Genomic DNA, 24,448 nt, shown 5'->3' with positions numbered 1-24,448 from the left:
AGGTAGGGCATCGGTCATGAGTGGAATATTCCACTCATGACCGTGGAATATTCCACTGTGACGAAAATGTCCTCCTTGGCGCGGGCGTTGCAGAAGGAACAGGAGTGGTCCGGCTCTATGGACGAGCTTGTCCGCAAAGCGACAGCGCTGTGCGTGGCGCATGCAATTCGAGAAAATGTCTATCTCCCTGAAATCACCAAAGGCCTCGTAAAGAGCTATCGCTCGTATCGTATCCTTTCGCCCGCAGATGGAAAGAAGTTTGGATGGCACCATCTTGTGCAACTGATTGCTGCCCGCTTTCTCGTATCGCTCGGTTGGAAACGGGGTGAGGTTGGCACATATTTGCAAAGATACTCGGCAGAATTTCTTGCGTTGCATCTTGAAACTATCGACGATGTTCTCCGGACAAGTGAGGCCTCAGACCTTGTCATCGAAAAAATCGACTTCGAGAACGCAGCGGTCGCCACTCAGCTCCTTGCAGCCGGCATCGTGCAGCAGTATCAGTCGATTCGAGATGGTGCTGTCCTTGTTCACGATGCAACGATGAGCCCGCTGCTGTCGCAGGCCATGCTGTTGCTAGCAAGCTTCTACGTGTCTGCGGGCAAAGAGGACACTGTCGGATCGGTTCATGCTTTATTGGACAGGTGCCGGCATCCCCTGTCGGCCGACGCATGGCAGTTGGAAGTCTATTCGAATCCGGCGTTTCCTTATCACGGAATCCGTCTGCTTGATCCAGATCGCCGAATTCCAACACTCGACTGCGCCGAGCTCGCCCGGCAATCGTACTCCGAGCTTGATTTGCGGGAAAAGCTCGCGTTTGACGCGTTGCGGGCGATCAGCGAGCAATTCGTCGGTCGCCAGGAAGCAGCATATTCGGAGCTCAGACGTAGTGTGACGGAGCACCCTGTGACAACGACGCAAGAGTTGCAGAAGTTCACAAGGACTCTCAACTTGCAGCTCGCGGGCCCTTTCCTGTCAAGCTGCTACGAGCTTGTCCAGCCGCACCACTTGGTTGGTGGGAAGATGTATCTTTGCGAATGCTGTGGCGTTCCAATGAGGCGTTCTAGCGCAATCTCGACGCTTGTTGCATGTCCGACGCCTCAATGCAAGCAATTCGATAAGCCGCTGGAGAATTTATCCTATGTGTGGACATCAGATACGGTTGTAGCCAAGTCACATATCCTGATGTACTGGATCGGTCCAGGTATCGACGAGTGCACGCTTTATCGAAAAGCGAATGTTCATCAGCTGGGTCCCCGAATGTACCCTGCTCTGGACGCTTGCGATTTGAGTCTCCAGGACGACAGCGTCGGCATTGATGTAAAGAGCTATTCCAGTCCATTTATTCTTGCAGATAAATTAAACAAAGGGAACCTGGGTCTCGCGCCATTCAATAGGCGAATTGTCGCTATCAACGATCAGGCAATATCACGCTTCCGAGGCTACCTTGATATTGTGCGCGCCCGATATTCTGGCTCGCTCACGCTGGAATTTATGTCAGTCGGTCAGTTGCTGGCGAAAATGGAGAATTCATTTTGACGCCCCAACGCTTAAATCAACTCGGACTGCAGCGCCTCGATCTATTGTGCGGATTCATGCACCATGAGCTAGGCGAGAACTCACTTGTTCACGCTCCGGTGCTCCTGATGGGATATCAGTCCGTCACAGGTAGCACGCTGCTGAAGAGCAAGCAGATCGCCTTGGAGAACCTACGTCGATGCTGCAGTGGGCTTGGAACGCTCGCGGCGCTGCGAGCGGCGGCGGGGCGATACAACGACTTCGCAAGCTTCACTGCTGAAGGAAAAGGCTTTCGATTCGAGATCAACGAAAAGACACTGGAATTCAGTCCGATTTTTGATTTGATTAGTGATCCTCTTCAGACTGCACTTAGGGAACTTTATCTCCCCGCCGCGCCGATCGCTCATGATTTATCGTCTGCCGTTCCCGATCGGGAAATGTGCGTCAGTATTTCTTTTGATGGGGAAACCCGCCGCTATCCGATCAAGGGACTACCCCAAAACTTGCAGCCACCACCCAAGCATGCTGAGCGGAAACGTCGTCGTACGGCGTTGACGATTGCATGGGCTGACTTGATAAAAGAAGCCGAGCAGATGGATGCGATCGATCAAGAGATGAAGCGGTCGCGACCAGGAAACTGGGCGAAACGCATGCGTGCCACGAATTTGATGTCGCCAAGCGAAGCAGGCACGCTCGTCTCGGAGCCGTCCATCACGCTTCAGGGTGTTAAGCATCTGATCGGAGTTCCTGGCGCCGGAAAAACGACGTTGCTTGTCTGTCTACTGCGCTACCTCGGTGTGCGCGGCATCAAGACAGCGGTATTTTTTCCATCAATTGAGGTTTGTCGCCAGTATCTGGACGATCTGCGGCGCTATGACGTTGCGGCAGGCTTACTTGTCGGCCAAAGTCAAAAATCGAAGCAAACTCATGCATTCAAGCTCGCGGAATCGCTCGCCACGCACGACCCACTGCGCGGATTTGGCAGTACTGTAACTTCAACCCCATTGTTTGAGGGCGTCTGTGCGTTGCCGTGCTTGACATCGGCTCCGGCCAACGCGTTCTCCGTCGAGGACCATTTCTGCCGCTCGATCTTGCAGTCGAAGTCAAGCGATGGCACTACCAAAAGCAGGAAAGGATCTGAGCCGCATCTTTGTCCTGTGTGGACACTGTGTTCGCGTAACAAGGCATCACGCGAATTACCGGACATGGTGATATGGCTCGGGCACATTCGTTCCGCAGACACTCATGTACCACCTCATACAACGACCTACAACGAACGCTACTTTGACCTGATCGCTCGCAATTTTGATGTCGTCATTTTCGATGAGGCAGATAGCGCGCAGCAAGCGTTGGACATGAGTGGCATCGCGCAACTGAAATTGTCGGGATATCGATCTTCGTTTCACCACGATATTCAGGATGCGTCGCTTCGTGTCCTTGCGATCGGGGCAAACGCACGACTTCGTGACGAGAGCTTTGTGCAATTTTCACTTGAGTGTGCCGAGTTCGAAAAGCTGAACATTAGTCTCATCTCTGCGATCCATCGTCTCGACGAAAGGCACCGTAATGCACTCAGCGGTCTGCTCCTAACGCCCTTACGACTGATCGGTGACTGGTTGACTCCAAAACACGATGGCAGTCTCAGTCCATTGTCCGGCCGGATGGATATGCAGGCGCGAGCAAAAGAGGCGTTGAGCTATATTTGGGAGGATGCTGCCATAGCCGCGTTTCAGTCACGCAGGGAAATAGCAACTGAATCGCCGCGGCGCGACAGTCGTCGTTGGCGCAGGGTGGCCGAGACACTCAAGCGTACGCTTGCAAGCGTTGATGAAGATGCCAATAGGCTACGGCTGGAATTGACGGCATGGCTCAACACGACATCACTTCGAGATCGAAATGCGCAAGAAGACACGATCGAGGAGATCCTGTCACCCTACGTGCAGTCGAGTGATCCGGCGACGCGGAAAATGCTCGTCCGGCTTCTAATCTCAGTCACGTTCACCGTGCTGTCGTATCGCCGTCTGGAATTTCGACTGGAGGCGCTCGCCAGCGACGGCGTGATTTTGCCAATCAGAGTTGATGAACGCTGTTCGGCAGAGTTGCTCATGTCCTGCCCAGACAACCTGCTGGGTAGTTTGTCCGGCGTACGCTTCTTTACCGATCAAGAGGTTCAGTCGAAGCGCACCAATGACCGCGACGTGAAATTGCAATACATCGTATTCTCAGGCGCACCCCGCGCGTTCATGTATCGTCTTCATCAGTGGATAGCGGAGGCCGATGGGGTACGAAGCGGGCCCGCGGTACTTTTGACTAGTGCCACCAGTTACTTTCCTAGCAGTCCAGCATTTCATCTTGCGATCGAGCCTTCGTACTTGTTGCGTAGAGCGGAGCCGACGACGTCGGATACACCGTCCTACTACGCTTTCCGGCCGATTCCCGACCCGGACTCGCTCGAGCATGAACCGTTGCGCTACAGCGGAGTGAGTTCCGAGCGCACTCGTCTTAACAACTTACAAAAAATGGTCGCGGGCTTGCTCGATGGAGGGCCTCAGAAAGCGCGACTTGTCACGGATTGTGCCACCTTTGACGTCCAGCATGGGATAGGTCGTAAGGCCGCATTCGTGGTCAATAGTTACGATCACAGCCTGATGCTCAAGCAATTCATTGATCAACGCTATCCCGCATGGCGAGATCGCACTATCGCTGTCGTCAACAAAATACCTTCAAATGCTTCGCTACAAGGCTATGTCACGTCGAGTATGGTCGAGTCGTTGGGCGACAGTGCCGACTGGGATATTTTGATTTTTCCTATGGGAGCGCTAGGTCGCGGTACCAACGTCGTGTTTAGTAACGGACCTCGTCAACGTGACGCCACAATAGGAACACTGTACTTCCTTACGCGCCCACACCCCTCGCCGGACGATCTGAATTTTCTCGTGAGCATCGGAGCACAGTCGACCGTCGAATTCGATCGCCGTGACCTCACGGCCACTGAAAATCTGGACGATTTTTCGCAGGAGCTCAAGCAAGCCCGGAGCCTGCTATATCGCAATGTGGGTCACCTCTTGCGGCATCCTCTTTATGCTAGATCGCTCGGTAAAGAACTATTTACGCCATTTACCGCCAACGTTGCCGTGCCTTTGTTACAGACGATTGGTCGCGCTATGCGCAACGGATGCCCTGTGCAATGCTTTTTTGTAGACAGGTCATGGGCCGAGGAATCCAGTTTCCAGCGTGAGGACACCGAGGCAACCAGTATGCTAATTCAGTTGCGTCGGATTTTGGAGAAAGGGATAACGTCGAGCAACCTGCGGGAGGCGCTCTTGTTCAAAGAGTTGTTTGGATCATTTTATTCCGCATTGGAAAATATATCTGGACTTTATTCGTCGAATGTCGAGCAAGTGAAAAATTGCAATAAAGACGATGGCGGTGATATTAATGCGTCGCCGTTATGGGAAAGCAACAGTCCCGTACAGTAAAAAGGACCAGCGAATGAGTATCGAATATAAGCATATCTCGATGGCGCTTCAGTTTAATGCGATTGCTCCAGCCTTTGACAGCGAGATGGTAAGCATCGGCTGGACTGACGATGCAGCACAGACACTCAGCTGGATCGCGAGTCAGGCTGCCAGCAACGCAAAGCAACGTCGCGGAGTCGGTATTCTTCATCTTCCTTTTGTGACGTTGTCGACGCGGCTTCAATTGATTCAACCGGGGTGGGTATCGCTTTCGCGTGATGTTGAAACAAAGCGCATAATGAATTCCACTGAGATTTTACCGTTCGGTTACGTGCACGCAGATCAGTTGCGTGAGCAAGATGTTGTTGACGCGGTCGCGCACTGGATTGACGGTCCGCTTACTCATTTTGCGATAAAATTTGGCGTACCCATCGTGGGTATCGAACAGATGCGTAATTGCGTTGCCGGAAACAAATTACTCAGATTCGAGCGTCATAGGATCCGACTGTTCCCTTGGGGAACAGTGCCGAAAGGGCAACCAAGTCGATATCACGTAACCGCTGGTGAAATAGCGTCGATGCTCGAGGGTGTCGAAATTTTTCCGGACCTTGGCTCCGTTTTTCGGGTCGTAGATTCACCGCAATTTGATGCAGCTGAGCTGATGACTTTGCCAACAACCGCGGATGGCCATGATTTTAGCTTGGTCTGCAGCGTTTCGATCCAAACCGTTCCAGGGACTTCGCAACCGATCATCTACCTCAGGTTCTCACGTCGTCGTTGGGCGACCTCACTTGTTAAAAATCCGTTCAAGATTGATCGCATTGGTGGCTTTGTGTTTGCTCCAGGTCAGCGCCCCGGTCTCGCGTTTCGATTCGATCTGGACTACGTTCGTAACACTGGATGGAAGACTGACCAAGCCTATGAGCAGCTCGAGTCAGCGCTTTCCCTCACCCCGGGATACTCTCATGAAAAGATTGTTTGGTATCCATCTGGAGGTGACACGCGTGCCTTGGTCATGCAACGCGCGGGCTTGGCAGAAACACCCAAGTCGCGACTGAAAGCCGGTGTCCCGGTTGCGGACCAACTTGCAGGATTCGAACGTATCGTCGAGCGATTGAGCTCGCATGGTTTCGAGCCTTTTTCCGACTTCTTCGAAGTAAAGCGGAATACCCCTCGTCTACCTCGTCTCAGCGTCCTGCGTGCACCGCTTATCCTGTCACAATTGCTCGAAGCAACGACCGAGGAGGACAACGATGAAGAGCCTTCTACTCCCGAACTGCTTGATAAGCGAGTACTGGCGCTCACTAAAAGATCGTTGAGTGACTGGTTTGGCAGCAAGAGACCCGTGCTAGATCGACGTTACTCGAACGTCGCTGGAGTGGTAAGTGAAATGGTGCACGCCAGTGGTATCGCTGACGATAACGAACGTAGAACGCTTTGCATTCTGGTGCAGTCACCTCTTGAGAAGGTCTGGATGCAGACGGTTGCTCGTATGATGCTCGGGAAAGCCGTCGATGTACTGGTTGGGGAAATTCCTATCGGTGCACACGGTCCCCGCGAAGTATTGGAAGGGAGCGAGCCAGGTACTGGAAAAATGGAGCGCATGACCTTTCGCTGTAATGTTTGGGCGAACTTCGCCAAGAGTCTTGGCCTTGGACCACGTCCGATGTTTTTAATCCAGGCTGATGATTGGTATTCTGTTGATGGCAAGCGTCTTCCGGATGACTCAATCAACAAACCGGCATGCCGCCGCACACTTGCCACTGAGTTGGGAGCGACCGTGCAATATTTGCTACCCGCGCGTGCTCAAAAGTTGGACAACTATCTGATGCGGTTGCAGGCCGCTATTCTGGATCTGGTTTACGGTCACTCTGGTTGCGTCATGGGCCTCGTCCCGGCAATCGAACGTGCGTTCCCCAAGGAGAAGACGCGACCGCGACAGGTCGTCGCTATCGGATCCGTCAGTCTGTTCATGGGAGAAAGGCGAGGGACAGTCGTTGCGGCGGTTCGTATTGATTCGAAAGACAGCCGACCGATGATCCGATTGGCTCATCTGGAAAGCGAGCCGATCTACACTGATTGGATGCGGTTCGACGAAGGGTTAGGCTATGTGGCTAGGCGAACTCGACTTGAGTTGCCGAATAAGAAAAACGCACCCACCTTCTTTCAAAAGTTCCTGGCCGAAGTGTTGGATGAGGCGGCCGAACGGGACCCAAATTCAGTTGTGTTCATCGACTCGACCCGAAATGCAAGCATGTGGACACGCTTAACGGATCGGGCTGCCAAATTCGGACAGCAAGCCCTCGACGGTGAGACGGGTGGGAGAGAGAACTGGAGCGGGCTGCGCATCATTCGGGTACGGGACCAGGCGCCTACTATGGTGGCTCTGCGCGAGCACGATATTACACATGCCGACGGTAACCGCCTTGCAGTGGCCACGTCTGTTATGAGATTGTTCTCAGTATCCTGCAGTCTGGCACCTACCTACTGGTCCTATGGCCCGCCTGGTCAAACTAAGCGCGGAACGAGTTGTTATAGAAGCATGCTGCTTCCCGATCGACGGGGTGGAGGTGCATCGCTCTTCACGCCACAATATGGCCAGCACCAGACTCCGCGAGGCACGGAGTTTGTCATCTTGCAGGCCCAACCAGATGATGATCCCGACCAGCTCGCTATCTTTTCGGAATTGCTCCGGATCGGTGTTCCGCAAGCTCGAGGTGATATCTGGGTTAAGGTGCCGTCACCGCTTTTTGCGATCGACAAACTTGGAGACTATATGCGCTATTGACTGAATACATCGAGGAAATTTGAAGCAGTACATGTAGACATAACTTTGAGAGCTGTGCGTCGGTAGGTTATGGTTTGGTCGGCCCGAACGACTCGGCTAGCATCATCAGTCCAAGGCAATACGCCGACGCAGTAAAGCGGCCCTTTGGGCAGACGCATCAGCAACTCCCTAGTTGTCAGCCGACCACAATGACGTTGCCTTTCAATCTGACCCTGACCCAAGAAATAGTCCGGTTCAAAAGTAGAGAAATTCGGCATGATGTGTCCGAGCGGACACGAAGGCCATGCTATGAAGACGAGCAAGTTTACGGAAGAGCAGATCGCATTTGCACTGAAGCAAGCCGAGCTGGGTACGAAGGTCGAAGAGATCTGCCGCAAGCTCGGAATTAGCGAGGCGACTTTCTACAATTGGAAGAAGAAATTCGGAGGGTTGGGACCTTCTGAGTTGCGCCGGTTGCGCCAGCTCGAGGAGGAAAACGCGAAGCTGAAGCGACTCGTGGCGGACCTGAGCCTGGATAAGGCCATGCTGCAGGACGTACTAGCAAAAAAGCTCTGAAGCCTGCCCGTCGGCGCATGTTGATCGATGAGTTGCGTGATCGCTATCGAACGAGTCTGACGAAGACCTGTGCGTTGTTTGGCATGTCTCGTTCGCTGTATCGGTATCAGTCAGTCGCACGCGATTCGTCGGTACTGCTCATGCGTATCAAGGAGATCACCGCCACGCGCGTGCACTACGGGTATCGACGCGTTCACGTGGTCCTGCGACGGGAAGGCTGGCGAGATAATTGCAAGCGCGTCTACAGGCTGTATCGGGCGGAAGGCCTGTCGCTGCGGCATAAGCGGCCGCGGCGCAACAAGTCGGCACGACTACGGCAGCCTAAGCATATCGTGACTACGATCAACGAAATCTGGAGTATGGATTTCTCTATGGTCCACCCGCAAACCGCAAGCGCAGACTGGTGGCGATAGACGACTCGCGTTTATCTATCCGGCCTATAGCGATCCGATCGTAAGCACCCGATCAGCACCGTAGCGCATGTCGTTGACGGAGGGGTATCCGCGATGCTATCGGATGGGATCGACGTGAGCGGTAGACGGCAACAACGGCGCCACATGCCACGGCAGCAGCTCATCGACGCGATTGACCGGATGGTCAGCGATACGCTCGAGCACGTAAGCGAGATACGCCTCCGGATCGAGGCCGTTCAGGCGCGCCGTGCCGATCAGGCTATACATCGCGGCGGCCCGTTCACCACCGGAGTCGGCGCCGGCGAACAAGTAGTTGCGCCTCCCGATCGCGACGCCACGCAGCGCCCGCTCGGCGATCAGGTTGTCGATCTCCACCTGCCCGTCGCTGCAGTAATAGACCAGTGCCGACCAGCGATTCATCGCATACCGAAGTGCCTTGGTCGTGTCGGATTTCGCAGAGAGCGTGGCGAGCGTCGCTTCGAACCAGAGCTTCATGTCGTCGAGCAACGGCACCGCTTGTGCCTGACGTACTCTGCGTCGTTCATCGGGCGGTTTGCCGCGGATCTGCTCTTCGATCTTGTAGAGCGCGCCGATCCTGTGCAGTGCCTCTTCGGTTACGGCATTGGGACGCACCGCATGCAGGTCGTGGATTTTCCGGCGAGCGTGGGCCATACATGCAGCTTCCTGGATGGTGCCGCCGCGATACAGCTCGGCATAGCCGGCAAACGCATCGGCCTGCAGCACGCCGGCGAAGTGCGCGAGATGCTGCTGGGGATGTTCACCACGTCGATCCGGCGTATAGGTGAACCAGACCGCCGCCGGCTCTTCGGAGGCACTCGGCCGGTCATCACGCACGTAGACCCACAGGCGTCCTGTCTTTGTGCGACCGTTGCAGGGTGCCAGCACAGGCAGCGGCGTGTCGTCCCCGTGAACCTTGCCGCCGGCTAACGTGTATCGGCGTACGGTGTCGACCAGCGGTGCAAGCAGCGCCGTGATGCTTCCCATCCAATACCCCATCGCACCCGGCTCGATCTCGACGCCGTCGCGCGCGTACATGACTGCCTGGCGATGCAGCGGGATGTGGTACGCGAACTTCGACACGGCAATGTGCGCGAGCAGCGCCGGACCCGGGATGCCACGATCGATCGGTCGACTCGGTGCCGCGGCCTGTACGATGCGATCGCAGCATGCGCAGGCCAGCTTCGGACGGCGGTGGCGGATCACGCGGAAGTGCGCCCGGACGTATTCGAGCTGTTCCGCGACGTCTTCGCCCAGCAGTTTGAGTTGGCCGCCGCAATCGGGGCAGTCATCGTCCGCGGGCAGATGGATGCGCTCTTCGCGCTCAAGGTGATCGGGCAACGGCTTGCGGCCCACACCTTCGCGACTCGGCCGTTTCAACGCAGGAGCGGTGGCCATATCGGCCGAGCCTTCATCGGCCTGCAGGTCTTCCAGCCGCAATTCAAGCTGTTCGATCTGGCGATCCAGCTTCTCCGATTTCCGGCCAAACTGCATCCGGCGCAGCTTGGCGATCGTCAGCTTCAGATGTTCGATCTCGATCGCGCGCGACGAGAGCTGCTCGCGCAAATTGGCGACCATCGCCTTCAGCGCGTCAATGTCATCGGGGAGATCGGCGGGAGCAGCAGACATGCAGTGAGCTTACACGACGCCACCCTCAAGCTCGCCACGCGTAATGAACGTTTACAATGCGCTTCGCGGGCGCGCTGCATCGATCGGCTGCCGCCAATCGAAACCCTCGAGCAAGAGCGCGAGCTGAGCGGTCGTCAGCGCGACAACGCCGGCATCGGCGCGCGGCCACGCGAAGCGTCCTTTCTCGAGGCGCTTCGAGAGAAGGCACAGGCCGCCGTCACACCACCACAAGCACTTCAGCAAGTCACCTCGCTTGCCCCGAAACACAAACACGTGTCCGGAGAACGGATCTTTCTCTAGCACCGTCTGTACTTTCGAGGCCAACGAGTTAAAGCCGGAACGCATGTCCGTGACGCCCGCCGCGATCCAGATTCGCGTGTTCGGCGGAATCACTTCAGGCACTCTCGTAGATACCGTTCAGCGAACTCCTGTGACACGCCGCGGATGCGGATACGTCGCTTGCCAACCTCGATCTCGATTTCACAGCTCGGCGACATCGCCGGGCTCGCCGACACATCCAGCGTTTGCGGCAGAGAGTGGTTTGGGACGTTTTTCGATGGCAGATCGATCACATCAACTGGCAGCAGCGCGATGCTTGGTGTCGAAGTTGCACGTTGCGCTTCCAGTAAGCTTCTCCGCCACTGCGCGACCATATTGGCATTCAAGCCATGCGCACGGGCCACTTCGGCAATTGAACGATTCGGATCGTTCGCTTCAGCAGCAACCGCTTCCCGAAACTCCTTCGTGTAGTTCCTCGATCCCGGTTGTCTTCCATGCACTACTGGCTTCATCGATCTGATTCCCATTACATCTGATGGGAATCAGATTGCCTATGCCGCGCTCTCACGAACAGACGGTACATGTCGAGCGCTTACATCCGATCGAAGCCGGATCTGGCCTGCATGATGTAGTCGCACGCTTCCGTCCCAATTAGTGGCGCGGCATGATGTCTGCCGGAAGTCCATACGGGTTTTGGGAAGCGACGGATGGTCGTTTGCGCCATGCTGATTGGCTGCGCGAGCTGCGGAAAGTAACGGTGGTCAGGGGTAGAGCTATCGGTCTGCTGCGATTCCGGTGCGGTAGTTCAGGTTAAACTCCGCGCCGCTTCGCATGACAGCCCATGCAATGCGTACGAGTTTGTTTGCCAGTGCGCAGACTGCAATGTGCGCATGCCGGCGTTCGGCAAGTTGGATTAGCCAGTGCTGGATCGGATCGTTGGGATGCTTGTCTTTCCATACCCATAGCGCGCGGGCGCCCTGCACGAACAGGCGACGCAGATAACTGTTTCCCCTCTTTGTAATACCTAGCAAACGTGGCTTGCCGCCGGTTGTATGCTGTTGTGGCACCAGCCCCACCCAGGCGGCGAGATCACGTGCCCGCCGGAACGTTGATGCATTGCCGACTGCGGAGACGATGGCGGTCGACAGCAAGACACCGACGCCGGGAATCGTTTGAAGGCGTCGGCAAAGGTCACTCTCACGTGAGAGACATTTGAGCCGGTCGTTCATCTGTTCAATGGTTGTTTCCGTGTGATTCCACATGTCGAGCAACATGCGTCCAAGATCGCGCATCATGGGAGTTAAGCCGGCGTCTTCCTTCTCGAGCAGAGCGGGCAACACGGTGCGAAGCGCATAGAACCCCTGTGCAATCTCGATGCCGCTGACCTGCCTGACTTCTTCGGACCATTTCAATCTTGGAGAACGGCCTCGATTGCTTCAGTTGAACAATATCGCTGCTTGAACTCGTTGGGCGTCAGGTAGGCCAGACTCGAATGTGGCCGAACAGCATTGTAGTGACGCCGCCATTGGTCGATCACAACTTTCGCTTCCGTGCGGGTGCGGAACCATTCAAGGCTCAGGCATTCGTCGCGGAACTTGCCGTTGAAGCTCTCATCCGCGCCGTTCTGCCAAGGCTTGCCGGGATCGCTGAGCGCCATGTCCATGCCATTCTGCGCCGCCCACTTCAGGATGGCGCGCGACACGAATTCCGGCCCGTTGTCCGAGCGCAGATAGCGCGGTGCGCCGTGCAGGCTAATCAGTTGTGACAGAACCTCAATGACTCGCCCCGAGCGTATTGATCCGGCCACGTCGATGGCCAGGCATTCACGCGTGTACTCATCGATCACCGTCAGACACTTCAACTGCTGGCCGTTGGCGCACGCGTCGAATACGAAGTCGTACGCCCAGACATGCCGTACCGCCGTCGCTGGCTGCGGCCGAGGGCGGTGAACAGACACGCGTCGACGGGGTCGCTTGCGCGGCACCTGCAACCCGGCAAGACGCCACAGCCGCCAGGCCCGATCAACGCTCATCGAGTGACCCTGGCGCTCCAGAAAGATCTGAATGCGGCGGTAACCATAACGCGGATATTGTGCCGACAGAATGCTCATCGCTGCCAGCACCGGCGCGTCTCGCACGGCCAGCGTCGATTCGTAATGCAGCGCCGATCGGGCGACCGACATTAGCGCGCACGCACGCCGCTCTGACAGGCCCCGTGCTTTCGCGTAGGTGACCTGCTGGCGTCGAGCGGGCGCGCTCACCACTTTTTTGCGTTGATCTCTTTCATCACGTCCAGCTCGAGATCGCGCTCGGCCAGCATCTTTTTCAGCCGGGCATTTTCCTGCTCAAGCGTATGCGGTCAATTAACGACGCCCGTCAGCAACGTTGTAGCGCCGCTCATGGTTGGGTACGCACCATACTTTCGCGAACGGAGAATCGGTGCCACCAGTCCTTTAACTTTTTGCATCGATCCAACAGTAAGCCTGCTTCGGCTGCTTGCGTGAAGCAGGCAAACATGGGCGCAGCGTAGAGGTCAGCAATGCTCACCTGGTCGGCGACCATATAACCATTTCCGTCGCATAGTCGGTCAAGTTCGGCTAGGCACGTCGACGCAAGTGGCAACGCGATCGCAATCTTTTTTTCGTCTGTCGGCCGCCCCTCCTTAACAGCAACGACGCGTTCCACGTAGATGTCCCAGACCAAGGTTCGGTACGCATAGGCATCCATCACCCCCGCGATCTGATTGACTCTGGCACGTGCCTTCGCATCAGTCGGTTGCAGCTTGGGCCCGTCAAAGGCGTCATCGATGTAACGAACGATGGCACTGGTTTCGTAAAGGCAGAAGTCTCCATGCTGGAAGGCTGGGATGCGACCGAACGGGTGTCGTTTTAAATGTTCATGCGGAACACCGGCACTATCGAATACATCGACTTCGACAAGGGTATAAGGAATGCCCTTTTCTTCGAGTGCGAGCCTGGCTATCCGCACGTATACACTCCATGCGGCGCCATACAGTCTCACTACGTTGGCGGATGGCAATTGAATCTCTCCCCACTGAACTTACCTGAGTTGGAGTCCGACACATCAGCTTGGCAGCCATGCGCCGCAGAATACTCCAGGTCGGGCTTCATCTAGGCTCCACGGAAGGAGCTTAACGTAATCGTCGACCGTATTCGCCAACGGTAGCTTTGCGAACAGCCAGGTGAGATAGCGGTACGGATCGATGCCATTCGCTTTGCAGGTCTCGACTAGGGAGTATAGGTTGGCGCTGGCCTGCGCACCCGCGACCGTATCGGAGAACAACCAGCCCTTGCGGCCGACGACGAACGGCCGGATCGCGTTCTCGCAAGGGTTGTTCGAGATCGGCCAGGTGCCGTTCTCGACGTAGCGGACCAACTTCGGCCATTGTCCGCTCATGTACTGTTGATGTCCGCACAGAACTGACCCACTAGAGCTGAAAATTTTCATCGAATTTTGACCCACGTGATTGAATGCCCTGCTCAATCTTTGAGCAGGGGATACAAAGGTGATCACGGTGGGCATATTGGCCAAGATCAGGCGGATGTATTTCCGCGAGAAGGTCCCACTGCGCGAGATTGCGCGGCGTACGGGCCTGTCCCGAAACACGGTGCGCCGCTGGCTGCGGCAGACTGATGCTGTCGAGCCGAAGTATCCGAAGCGCGTCAGCCCGAGCGTCATCGACGACTGGGCCGCACAGCTGACAGGTTGGCTGCGTGCCGACAGTCATCGCCCGAAGCGTGACCGGCGCACCGCCCGGTTCATGTTCGAGGCGATCCGCGCCGAGGGTTACGCCGGCAGCTACGGCCGCGTAAGCGCGTTCGTGAGGCGTTGGCACGAGGAGCAGGCTGAGGCGCCTCGCAGGAAGGCCTTCGTGCCGCTCGCCTTCGAACCCGGCGAAGCCTTCCAGTTTGACTGGAGCTGCGAATACGCGTTTGTTGGCGGGCTACGGCGACGCCTGGAGGTCGCCCACGTCAAACTTAACTCCAGCCGCGCGTTCTGGCTCGTCGCCTATCCCACACAGAGTCACGAGATGCTGTTCGATGCGCACGCCCGCGCATTCGCCGCGTTCGGCGGCGTGCCGCGGCGCGGCATCTACGACAACATGAAGACCGCCGTGGACAAGGTTGGCCGCGGCAAGGAGCGTGCGGTCAACGCGCGCTTCGAAGCGATGTGCAGTCACTACCTGTTCGAGCCGGAGTTCTGCAACCGGGCTGCAGGCTGGGAGAAAGGCATCGTCGAGAAGAACGTTCAGGACCGGCGACGTCAGATCTGGCACGAAGCAGCGCTACGGCGCTGGGAAACGCTGGAGATCCTGAACGAATGGGTCGCTGGTCAGTGTCGTGAGGCGTGGCACATGCGGCACCCGCAGTGGCCTGAGCTGACAGTCGAGGATGTGCTGCAGGACGAGCGTACCCGGCTGATGCCCAATCCACGGCCGTTCGACGGCTACATCGAGCAGACCCTGCGAGTCTCGTCGACCAGCCTGATTCACTTCCAACGCAACCGCTACAGCGTGCCCACCGAGTACACGAACCAGTTGGTGAGCGTGCGCTGCTATCCGGCATATCTCAGCGTCGTCGCCAACGCCCAGGAGATCGCACGCCACGAACGCAGCTTCGAGCGGCACATGACCTTCTACGATTGGCGCCACTACGTCACGCTGGTCGAGCGCAAACCCGGCGCACTGCGCAACGGCGCACCGTTCATCACGATGCCGCAGCCGCTGCAACTGCTGCAGCGGCATCTGCTGAAACACCCGGGCGGCGATCGCGTCATGACGCAGGTGCTCGCTGCGGTGCGCGAACACGGGCTCGATGCGGTGCTGCTCGCCGTACAGGCTGCGCTGGATTCAGGACGCCCCAGCGCAGAGCACGTCCTGAACGTGCTGAGCCGGCTGAAGGCGCCCGTCACGAATGGCAGCCTCGCCACGACGAAACTCCAGCTCAAGGAAGAGCCCGCGGCCGACGTGAACCGTTACGAGACGCTGCGTGCCAACCCACCGGAGGATCGTCATGTCTAACGATATCGCGGCCCAGCTCAAGGGTCTTAAACTGCACGGCATGGCGAGCACGTGGCCGGAGCTGCTCGCGCAGTCGCGCCACACTGACTTCGAGCCGGAGCGCTTCATGAAGCAGCTGTTGATGGCTGAAACCGCCGAACGGCAGGTGCGCTCGATCGCCTATCAAATGACCGCTGCGCGCTTCCCGGCCCACCGCGACCTGAAGGGCTTCGACTTCGCGCAGGCACACGTCGACGAAGCGCTGGTGCGCGAACTGAGCGAGCTGTCGTTCCTCGAAAGCGCGCACAACGTCGTGTTCATCGGTGGTCCGGGCACTGGCAAGACGCACCTCGCCTCAGCGATCGGAATCGAAGCCGTACAGCGCCACGGCAAGCGTGTGCGCTACTTCTCGACCGTCGAGCTGACCAACGCCCTGGAGCAGGAGAAGTCCATCGGCAAACAAGGCCAGATCGCCCACAAGCTGATGTACGTCGATCTGGTGATTCTCGATGAGCTGGGCTATCTGCCGTTCAGCCAGACCGGCGGTGCATTGCTGTTCCATCTGCTCTCAAAGCTTTACGAGCACACGAGCGTCGCGATCACGACCAATCTCAGCTTCGGCGAGTGGGCGAGCGTGTTCGGGGATGCAAAGATGACGACAGCGCTGCTGGACCGCGTCACCCATCACTGCCACATCGTCGAAACGGGCAATGAATCGTGGCGCTTCAGGACCAGTTCTGCCAAGGCAAAGACAACAAGAAAAAGAGCAGCAAAACCAGCGGGTAACGAAGAGTTATCCACACCGGAATAGATGTACTACGCTGTCTCAGGGTGGGTCAGATTTAGATGAAATCGGTGGGGATGCGGACCAAATCTTGGACTACCTGGAGGTAGTCCATGTATTCATACGAAGACCGCGTTCGGGCGGTCGAGCTGTACCTGAAGCTTGGCAAGCGCATCAAGGCGACAATCCGCCAGTTGGGTTACCCGACGAAGAATTCTCTCAAGGCATGGTGCGAGGAATTCGAGAACAGCGGCGATTTGCAGAAGGAGTATGTTCGCGGAAAGCAGAAGTATTCAGAAGAACAGAAGAACGTAGCACTTGAGCACTACGTCAACCACGGGCGCTGCTTCGCCTTCACCCTCAGGGAATTAGGCTATCCATGTCGCCAGATACTGACGGCGTGGGTTCGCGAGCGCTATCCGGAAACCAGGAGATGCGTGGTTGGCAAGGCAGGTCGACCGGTCGCGTCACTGGCGTCCAGGCAGGCCGCGGTGTACGAACTATGTACACGCGAAGGAAGTGCGCAGGCGTTGGCGCGAAAGCTGGACGTTGACAGGGTGACGTTGTACAACTGGAAGAACCAGTTACTCGGCCGAGAGGCCCCTGCATCCATGAAACGCGACAAGCGATCACCTGCGGAGACGGATCGGGACGAACTGGAGCGGCAGGTCGAAGGGCTCCGACGCGACATTCGCAATTTGCAGCTTGAACACGACCTGTTGAAGAAGGCGAATGAACTCCTAAAAAAAGACCTGGGCGTCGACCTGCCACTCCTGAGCAACCGGGAGAAGACAACGCTGGTTGACGCCCTGAGAGAAGAATACGGCTTGGCTGAGCTGCTTGCGCGGTTGGACCTAGCGCGCAGCTCCTATTTCTACCATCGGTCGCCCATACGGGTTGCCGACAAATATGCAGAAGTCCGTCGTACCGTTGCAGAGATCTTCGAGGACAATCACCGATCCTACGGCTATCGTCGGGTGCAGGCAGCGCTCGGCCGACAACGTGTGTTTCTATCGGAGAAGGTCGTGCGTCGGCTCATGAAACAAGGCGGCCTCCACGCAGCCAGGCCCAGGCGGCGCCGATACCGTTCTTATATCGGGGAAATCAGCCCTGCCCCAGATAACATCATCAATCGCGATTTCCGTGCTGACGCCCCCAACGAAAAGTGGGTGACCGATATCTCCGAGTTCCAGATTCCTGCGGGTAAGGTATATCTGTCGCCCATGATCGACTGCTTTGATGGCATGGTAGTCAGCTGGTCGATCGGCACAAGCCCTGACGCAGAACTCGTGAATACCATGTTAGACGCGGCTATCGAGACCGTGACTGAAGCAGATAAAACGCCGATCGTGCATTCCGATCGCGGTGGCCACTACCGTTGGCCTGGCTGGCTATCGCGGGTTGCAAAGGCTAATCTGATTCGATCCATGTCGCGTAAAGCCTGTTCCCCGGACAACGCAGCCTGTGAGGGATTCTTCGGCAGGCTGAAGACCGAGATGTTCTATCCAGGAGACTGGCGTTCGACGACCATCGCGGAGTTCATTGAGGTACTGAGCGCCTACATTCGCTGGTACAACGAGAAACGGATCAAGGGCTCGCTTGGCTATCTCAGCCCCATCGAGTACCGTGAAAGCCTGGGGCTAACGACGTAAATCAGTCCAAGAAAATAGCCGCATCCCCGGTGGGTTAAGACTCGGTGGAAATCAACACTCATGTACTGCAATGCCTTGCCGAGCAGACTCGATGGTACGACGCCCGGCAGATGTTCGACCAACATGTGCTCGATGAGAGAGAGCACGTGGGCGCTGTATCGGGCGCGCAGTCGCTGCCGGCGTTCAGACTTCCACTTCGCGCTGCGCGCCTCGGCCGCGAACAGCTTGCCGATCAGCACGACGAATCGCGTGGCTAGCAGATCAGGCGAGCGTGCAGCCTTCGGCACCGACTCCTCGGCCTTGATGAAGCCGCGGCGTACGTGTGCCCAGCATCCGAGATGCACGAGATGGTGATCGTGGGCGATGCCGTTGTAGAGCTCGTACCCGTCAGTCATCAGCACGGTGCCAGGCTGCACGCCGGCATAGAGCTTCTGCGCATGCTGGGCGCCGCGTCCCGGCGAGTACGAGAACATTCGCACGGGCGGCCCCGAGCCGCTAACCTGCGCCCATAGGTGACTCTTCGCCTGCGGCCTTCGTCCCGGCTCCTTCAGCACCTGGAACGTTGTCTCGTCGCCGCAGATCAGGTCCGATTCGAGCAGCGCGTCGCGCATCAGGTTGATCACCGGCTGCGTGGCCAGACCTACCCGCACCACGCTGGCGGCCAGCGTGTTCGATGAGATGTCGCCGCCGAAGCGACGCAGCAGGGTGGCCTGGCGATACAGCGGCATACCGTACTGGTACTTGCCAGTGATGATCCACGCCAGCGCAGATTCCGTGAGCAGCCCGCGAGGGATGATGCGCGCCGGTGCGGGCGTCACCTTGATGCCGAGGTCGCAGCACGGACATGCGTACTTGACCCGCTGGTGCTGAACGACGCGCACCTGCTCGGGAATCACGTCGAGTTGCTCGCTCGTTTCCACACCGATCTCGACGAGAGCATGGCCATCATGCGCGCAGAACCGTTCGGACTCGGGCAACTCGTGCCGCACGACCTCGCGCGGCAGGTTCGGATCGAGTGGTTTGCGCCCACGCTTGCCACGCGTGCGGGCGGCGACCGATGTGCCGGGCATATCCTCGCGTGCGGGCGCGTCGGTAGCCGTCGCCAATGCCTCTGCTTCGTTGAACAGGCCGAGCTGGTCGGCATGGCGCGCCTCGCTCGAGGCGCCGAACAGTTCGTGCTTGTAGGCCCGCAGTTTCTCTTCGGCCAGATCGCGCTGAGCCGTCACGAGCCGAAGCTCACCGCGCAGCGCATCGCGTTCGGCGAGCAGTGCCTGGTATTCCTCAACACTCGGCATGACGGGGCTGTTCGGCATGGCCGATTAGACTATGCCTCTCGCGTGGTGTTCAGCTCATCCGCGCGTAATATCGCTGGGGATGCTTCTGGATCACCGCCAGGTCGATTCCGTCGAGCAGCCAGTGCAACTGCTCGGCGTTGAGCGTGATCGTGATCGTGATCGTGTCGCCTCCGTTCGGCCAGATGAAGCGATCGGCTTCGAGTCGCTTGAGTAGCAACCAGAAGCCATTGCCACCCCAGCCGAGAATCTTGATACGATCGCGACGGCGGTTGCCGAAGACGAATAGCGCCGAGGTCATTGGGTTCAGGCGCATCGCTTGTTCGACCAGGATCGACAGCCCGTTGATGCCCATGCGGAAGTCGACCGGATCGCGATGCAGGTAGACCTTCAGCGCTTCGTCGAACCGGAACACGGCAGCCTCCCGAGCATCTGGATCACCGTGGCCAGCTCATCGACACTCGCCTCGCCAAGATCGAATTCGACACCATTCGATAAGCGCACATGTAACGAGAGCGCCATCAACGACGTGTCCGGTGGCAGTACAGGGGAAACGGCGGGCACTGTCGATGGCGCGGTGACGACAGGGACAAATGCCGGCGCTTCACTCATCGGAACACCACGTGCCGAACCCGGGATGTCGATCGATACACCGTCTATCACCAGCGGGTCCGGTCTCGGTGGCGTTTGCAGCGTATGCTGCTGATGACGCGAGATCCAGCGACGCAACTGGTTCGGATTGACATCATGGTCCATGGCCGCCCGGGCGATCGATACCCCCGGCTTCAGGCAAAACTCGACCAGCTCACGCACGGCCTCTTCATCAAATTCCCGCCGACCATCCCGTCGACGGCCAACCACCAGTCTGCTTCGAAGGTCCTGTTTCTCTGTCAGTAAGCGACTCGCGATGGCCGTTATAGACCGCAGCGCGGACCGACGCCAAAGTGATGCCCATCATTTTCGAAGTGATGGACACCACTTTGTCAGATACGATGGAGAAACAGGGTAGTCGTAAAGGACGCCCGAACCATAGTGCCGAATTCCGGCGTCGCTTGGCGATGGCAGCTTGCGAGCCGGGTGTTTCGGTCGCCAAGTTGGCTCGCGAGCACGGTCTGAACGCGAATCTCGTGTTCACGTGGCGCCGCCAGTATCGCGCGGAACAGCAGGCTGCGGTGGTGCCACTGTTGCCGGTGGCGATTGTGGATGAGGCGTCGCGAGAAGCGGTGCCTCTGCCCGTGCCCACCATCGAATCTGGGATCGGGAAACCGGCTGTGCCCACCGGCACGATTGAGGTTCGAATCGGCCGAGCGGTGATCAAGGTCGACGGCGTGGTCGACACCGAGATGCTCCGAATGGTGCTGGGGAGCCTGCGGCCATGATCTCTCTGCCCCCGGGTACGCGCATCTGGCTCGCAGCGGGCGTGACCGACATGCGCTGCGGGTTCCAGGGGCTAGCCGCGAAGGTGCAGACCGCGCTCGAAGAGAATCCGCTGGGCGGCAATGTATTCATCTTCCGCGGCCGCCGCGGCGATCTTGTGAAGCTGCTTTGGGCGACCGACGACGGGCTCTGGTTGCTCGCGAAACGATTGGAACGAGGCCGTTTTATCTGGCCGCAGGCCGACGGCGGAAAGATCCATCTGACGAGCGCCCAACTGTCGATGCTGCTCGAGGGCATCGACTGGCGACAGCCACGCCGCACCGCCGCGCTGTCGATGTTGTAAACCGCGTCGAAGGCTCGTAAACTGCGACGCATGTCCAAAGATGCGCCGCTTCCTGCCACCGTCGCTGAGCTCCAGGCCCTGGTGCTCGCGCAGCAAGCATCGCTGCTTGAGCAGCAGGCATCGATCGCAAACATGGTGCGGGAGATCGCCGCCCGCGACGACGAAATCGAGCGCCTGAAGGTGCAGATCGACAAGCTCAGGCGAATGTACTTCGGGAGCAAGTCCGAGAAACTGGCCCGGCAGATCGATAGACTCGAGGCGCAACTCGAAGACCTGACGGCCGGCCAGGGTGCGGCAGACACGCGAGGGCATCGAGACAAGGCGTCGAAAGCGCCCCCCAGTCGAGCGCCCACGCGAGAGCCGCTGCCGCCGCACTTGCCGCGCGATGAAATCGAACTTACGCCGGATCCGGCTTGCCCCAAGTGCGCGACGCTGATGCAGCGGCTCGGCGAGGATGTATCCGAGCAGCTCGCCCGCGTGGCGGCCGCGTTCAAAGTAATCCGCACGATCCGCCACAAGCTGTGCTGTCCTGATTGCGGCCACATAGAACAACCCGCGATGCCCAGCCTGCCGATCGAGCGCAGCATTGCCCATCCGAGCCTGCTGGCCGATATTGCGGTATCGAAGTTCGCCGATCACCAACCGCTGTATCGCCAATCGGAGATTGCCGCACGCGACGGCGTGACGCTGGATCGCGCCAGCATGGGGCGCTGGCTCGGGCAGATTGCCGAGCTTTGCGTGCCACTTGTTGAAGCGATCCAGCGCTACGCGCTGGTCCCCGGCAAGGTGCACGTCGACGACACACCGGTCGCAGTGCTCGCACCAGGCAACGGAAAGACGGTGACCGGACGCTTCTGGGCCTACGTGCGCGACGATCGCCGCTCGGGCTCGACTGACCCGGCTGCGGTATGGTTCGACTTCTCCTCGGATCGCAAAGGGGTTCACCCTCAAACCCGGCTCGTCGCATTCCACGGCATCCTGCAGGCCGATGCCTACGCCGGATTCGATCAACTGTACGCGAGCGGCGAGATCCAGCAAGTGGCATGCTGGGATCACGCGAGGCGGTACATCTACGATGTTCACGTGCGCACGCCGACTCCGGATACCCAGCAACTGCTCGAGATGATCGGCGAGCTTTACAGCATCGAAGCCAACATCCGCGGCAAGGCGCCTGACGAGCGTCTGCGCGTGAGGCAGGAGAAGACCAAGCTGTTGCTCGCGAAGTTCGAAGCGACGATCAGGGCGAAACTCGCGACGCTGTCGACGAAGTCCGCGCTCGCCAAAGCGATCAACTACTCGCTGAACCACTGGGCAGCGCTCGTGTTCTACTGCGAGGACGGTCGGGCCGAGATCAGCAACGTGCTTGCCGAGAACGCCCTGCGCTGTGTCGCGCTCGGACGCAAAAACTATCTGTTCGTCGGCTCCGACAGCGGGGGCGAGCGGGCCGCTGCGATGTATAGCTTGATCGGGACGTGCAAGCTCAACGGAATCAACCCGCGTGCTTACCTGGAATACGTCCTGACCCACATCGCTGATCACAAGATCTCTCGCATCGACGAATTGCTTCCCTGGAACGTGGCCGGCAAACTGAAGCCGGCGACCCCACCTACATCCTAACCGTGTAGGTCACGGACTCCACCACGCCATCACCATCATGCCTCACGCGCGCGCGAATGGGGGACTGGCCTACCCGAGCCGCTTACCTCTGTCATCACGGTCTGAGTGCATGTGTCCACGCGGACACGTAGCATCTGACCTTTTTCCTACCATTGGTAGGGCGTCGTTTATTGACGGCTTACGCTCAAGCTGCTTCAACCTCTTCACGTCGGCGGCCTCCAGGCCGCCGAAATGTTGCCGCCAGTTGTAGATCGTCTGCTCGCTGATCCCGTGCTTCTTCGCTACCTCCGCGACCGGCGATTTGTCCGCCTCGCGCAGGATCGTGACCATCTGTTCTTCCGTGAACCGGCTCTTCTTCATGACTTCCTTTCTCCGTTGGAAGCCATTCTCTCAAGTTTCAGTTGGTCCGAAAATGTCAGGGCAGGTCACCGCGATCCAGCAGCAGTCCGCGAATCTGGTTGGTCAATGCCAGGCGTTGCTGGAGCATGCGTTCGCGGGCGCGATGCAGCGCCTGGACATCCATCTGTTCCTCTGACTTGAGCGGCACAAACCGCATCGTCGGAAGTCGGACAGCTTCGGCAATAGCCTGAGCGTCGTTAAAGTCGTTCTTCTGCGATTTGACGAACGGCTTGACGTACTGTGCTGGCAGAAGTTTGACGTCATGTCCGAAGCCCTGAAATTTGCGGGCCAGATACTGCGAGCCACAGCATGTTTCGATGCCGACAAGGCACGGTGGATCTTGTGCCATAAGCTGCAGGAGTTGATTACGCCCCAACTTCTCGCGCAGCACGACTTTGCCAGCAACGTCGCAGCCGACGACGTGGAACCAGCGCTTGCCGAGATCGATTCCTAACGTGACCGAGTTCATGGCAGCCTCCATGGGTGGTAGCGCCACTACGATAGAAGAAGCGGGTGGACCATACCATTAGTTGCCGATGCACTGTTCGATGGAAGACGTCTTCGGACACTGACCGTCGTAGACAACTACACACGGGAATGCTTGGCCATCGAGGTCGGCCAAAGTCTGAAGGGTGAACACGTGGTCGAAGCGCTGACGCGTATCACCGCCATGCACGGACACCCGGCCACGATCAAGGTCGACAATGGCAGCGAGTTCATCTCGAAGGCAATGGATCGCTGCGCGTATGAACATGGCGTTGAACTGGATTTCAGCCGACCAGGCACGCCCACTGACAACGCCAAGGTCGAAAGCTTCAACGGGCGCTTCCGACAGGAATGTCTGAACGCGCATTGGTTCTTGTCATTGGCCGACGCGCAGAGCAAAATCGACGACTGGCGCACGTACTATAACGAGGTTCGTCCCCACTCCGCATTGCAGTGGATGACACCTGCCGAATTCGCCCGTCAGGCAAAGGAATCCGCCTCGCCTGACAACTCAACCAAGCCGGAAATCTCCACTTCCGATCGGGACTAATTCTGGTTCAGGGTCACCGACTACCCAACGCCGCGTAGGTGCGTCTTTCCGGTGAACAAGGGCGCTTGACCGCAGATTTCGAACGTCTGAGTCCACCCCGAGGCGGCTGGCCAAGGAGAGGTGTTGCCCGACAACTGCCGGCCGTCCGAAGCCGGAAAGCACGCTTCGCTATCTCGGCACTGAGGTTGACGACGCCCTTAAGATGGCCGCGAGCGTGTGCACAACGGAAGCGGTGTCTGGCCAGAGGCCGCCTCTACACGTCGTTCCGGAT

The 24,448-nt window shown here is 58.1% G+C and carries 17 protein-coding genes and 6 pseudogenes; 11 read left to right on the top strand and 12 right to left on the bottom strand.

The window, feature by feature from the left end:
• Window positions 1-36 precede the first annotated feature (36 nt).
• The 4 genes and pseudogenes from ACPTTC_RS33175 to ACPTTC_RS33160 form a co-directional block, all read left to right on the top strand.
• Window positions 37-1,539 carry a hypothetical protein gene (locus ACPTTC_RS33175; protein ID WP_423395554.1) on the top strand — a complete coding sequence of 501 codons (1,503 nt, stop codon included), beginning with the start codon at window positions 37-39 and terminating at the stop codon, window positions 1,537-1,539.
• Entirely contained in the window at window positions 1,536-4,997 is a 3,462-nt protein-coding gene (locus ACPTTC_RS33170) for an ATP-binding protein (protein WP_423395553.1), read from the top strand. Before ACPTTC_RS33175 ends, ACPTTC_RS33170 begins: the two co-directional genes overlap by 4 nt.
• Window positions 4,998-5,010: 13 nt before the next feature.
• Window positions 5,011-7,764 (top strand): RNaseH domain-containing protein, encoded by a 2,754-nt coding sequence (locus ACPTTC_RS33165; protein ID WP_423395552.1) that lies wholly within the window; start codon window positions 5,011-5,013, stop codon window positions 7,762-7,764.
• A gap of 288 nt (window positions 7,765-8,052) precedes the next feature.
• A pseudogene (locus ACPTTC_RS33160) lies at window positions 8,053-8,687 on the top strand (transposase); the annotation flags it as partial.
• A gap of 141 nt (window positions 8,688-8,828) precedes the next feature.
• Here the strand turns inward: ACPTTC_RS33160 and tnpC (ACPTTC_RS33155) are convergent.
• From tnpC (ACPTTC_RS33155) to ACPTTC_RS33125, 7 genes and pseudogenes are all read right to left on the bottom strand, one after another.
• Window positions 8,829-10,379: an IS66 family transposase gene (gene tnpC, locus ACPTTC_RS33155; protein ID WP_423391979.1), complete on the bottom strand. Its 1,551-nt coding sequence runs from the start codon at window positions 10,377-10,379 to the stop codon at window positions 8,829-8,831.
• 51 nt (window positions 10,380-10,430) lie between these two features.
• A complete protein-coding gene (gene tnpB, locus ACPTTC_RS33150) occupies window positions 10,431-10,724 on the bottom strand; it encodes an IS66 family insertion sequence element accessory protein TnpB (protein WP_057929670.1) in 294 nt (97 codons plus the stop codon).
• Window positions 10,725-10,768: 44 nt separating this feature from the next.
• Complete coding sequence (gene tnpA / locus ACPTTC_RS33145) at window positions 10,769-11,170, bottom strand: IS66-like element accessory protein TnpA (RefSeq protein WP_423391978.1); 402 nt, start codon at window positions 11,168-11,170, stop codon at window positions 10,769-10,771.
• Window positions 11,171-11,431: 261 nt separating this feature from the next.
• A complete protein-coding gene (locus ACPTTC_RS33140; protein ID WP_423395551.1) occupies window positions 11,432-12,070 on the bottom strand; it encodes an IS110 family transposase in 639 nt (212 codons plus the stop codon).
• Window positions 12,067-13,007, bottom strand: a pseudogene (locus tag ACPTTC_RS33135) (IS3 family transposase); the annotation flags it as partial. The gene ACPTTC_RS33140 and the pseudogene ACPTTC_RS33135, both read right to left, overlap by 4 nt.
• A 47-nt stretch (window positions 13,008-13,054) precedes the next feature.
• Entirely contained in the window at window positions 13,055-13,696 is a 642-nt protein-coding gene (locus tag ACPTTC_RS33130) for a glutathione S-transferase family protein (protein ID WP_423394050.1), read from the bottom strand.
• Window positions 13,697-13,741: 45 nt separating this feature from the next.
• Window positions 13,742-14,167, bottom strand: a pseudogene (locus ACPTTC_RS33125) (IS66 family transposase); the annotation flags it as partial.
• A 52-nt stretch (window positions 14,168-14,219) separates the two neighbouring features.
• On the opposite strand from ACPTTC_RS33125, the gene istA reads away from it, so the two are divergent.
• The 3 genes from istA to ACPTTC_RS33110 all read left to right on the top strand — a co-directional run bounded on the left by istA (window position 14,220) and on the right by ACPTTC_RS33110 (window position 18,113).
• A complete protein-coding gene (gene istA / locus ACPTTC_RS33120) occupies window positions 14,220-15,698 on the top strand; it encodes an IS21 family transposase (protein ID WP_224755808.1) in 1,479 nt (492 codons plus the stop codon).
• Window positions 15,691-16,488, top strand: coding sequence for an IS21-like element helper ATPase IstB (istB, locus tag ACPTTC_RS33115; protein ID WP_060091270.1), 798 nt, complete (start codon window positions 15,691-15,693; stop codon window positions 16,486-16,488). The genes istA and istB overlap by 8 nt, the downstream gene beginning before the upstream one ends.
• A gap of 86 nt (window positions 16,489-16,574) precedes the next feature.
• Window positions 16,575-18,113 carry an IS3 family transposase gene (locus tag ACPTTC_RS33110; RefSeq protein WP_423391215.1) on the top strand — a complete coding sequence of 513 codons (1,539 nt, stop codon included), beginning with the start codon at window positions 16,575-16,577 and terminating at the stop codon, window positions 18,111-18,113.
• Window positions 18,114-18,142: 29 nt separating this feature from the next.
• On the opposite strand, the pseudogene tnpC (ACPTTC_RS33105) reads toward ACPTTC_RS33110, so the two are convergent.
• From tnpC (ACPTTC_RS33105) to ACPTTC_RS33095, 3 genes and pseudogenes are all read right to left on the bottom strand, one after another.
• Window positions 18,143-19,426, bottom strand: a pseudogene (tnpC, locus tag ACPTTC_RS33105) (IS66 family transposase); the annotation flags it as partial.
• Between the two features lie 31 nt (window positions 19,427-19,457).
• A complete protein-coding gene (gene tnpB, locus ACPTTC_RS33100; RefSeq protein WP_423395550.1) occupies window positions 19,458-19,820 on the bottom strand; it encodes an IS66 family insertion sequence element accessory protein TnpB in 363 nt (120 codons plus the stop codon).
• Complete coding sequence (locus tag ACPTTC_RS33095; RefSeq protein ID WP_423395758.1) at window positions 19,796-20,323, bottom strand: transposase; 528 nt, start codon at window positions 20,321-20,323, stop codon at window positions 19,796-19,798. The genes tnpB (ACPTTC_RS33100) and ACPTTC_RS33095 overlap by 25 nt, the downstream gene beginning before the upstream one ends.
• Window positions 20,324-20,352: 29 nt before the next feature.
• On the opposite strand from ACPTTC_RS33095, the gene tnpA (ACPTTC_RS33090) reads away from it, so the two are divergent.
• From tnpA (ACPTTC_RS33090) to tnpC (ACPTTC_RS33080), 3 genes are read left to right on the top strand one after another with little or no spacing between them, the layout of a single operon-like run.
• The gene (gene tnpA / locus ACPTTC_RS33090; protein ID WP_423391977.1) at window positions 20,353-20,784 is read left to right on the top strand and encodes an IS66-like element accessory protein TnpA; all 432 of its coding nucleotides are present in this window, start codon (window positions 20,353-20,355) and stop codon (window positions 20,782-20,784) included.
• Window positions 20,781-21,125, top strand: coding sequence for an IS66 family insertion sequence element accessory protein TnpB (tnpB, locus tag ACPTTC_RS33085; RefSeq protein ID WP_089339208.1), 345 nt, complete (start codon window positions 20,781-20,783; stop codon window positions 21,123-21,125). Before tnpA (ACPTTC_RS33090) ends, tnpB (ACPTTC_RS33085) begins: the two co-directional genes overlap by 4 nt.
• Before the next feature lie 30 nt (window positions 21,126-21,155).
• Complete coding sequence (gene tnpC / locus ACPTTC_RS33080; protein ID WP_423391976.1) at window positions 21,156-22,742, top strand: IS66 family transposase; 1,587 nt, start codon at window positions 21,156-21,158, stop codon at window positions 22,740-22,742.
• A gap of 177 nt (window positions 22,743-22,919) precedes the next feature.
• Here the strand turns inward: tnpC (ACPTTC_RS33080) and ACPTTC_RS33075 are convergent.
• Both ACPTTC_RS33075 and ACPTTC_RS33070 read right to left on the bottom strand, forming a co-directional pair.
• Window positions 22,920-23,102: pseudogene (locus tag ACPTTC_RS33075) on the bottom strand (transposase); the annotation flags it as partial.
• Window positions 23,103-23,157: 55 nt separating this feature from the next.
• Window positions 23,158-23,610 (bottom strand): IS110 family transposase, encoded by a 453-nt coding sequence (locus ACPTTC_RS33070; protein ID WP_423395549.1) that lies wholly within the window; start codon window positions 23,608-23,610, stop codon window positions 23,158-23,160.
• 45 nt (window positions 23,611-23,655) lie between these two features.
• Here ACPTTC_RS33070 and ACPTTC_RS33065 point away from each other — a divergent pair.
• Window positions 23,656-24,177, top strand: a pseudogene (locus tag ACPTTC_RS33065) (integrase core domain-containing protein); the annotation flags it as partial.
• Window positions 24,178-24,448 lie beyond the last annotated feature (271 nt).

The sequence above is a fragment of the Burkholderia mycopellens genome (assembly GCF_964265025.1).
Lineage (GTDB): Bacteria > Pseudomonadota > Gammaproteobacteria > Burkholderiales > Burkholderiaceae > Burkholderia.
Note: the sequence above shows the minus strand (reverse complement) of the source record. Positions and strands in the feature narration are given on the sequence as shown.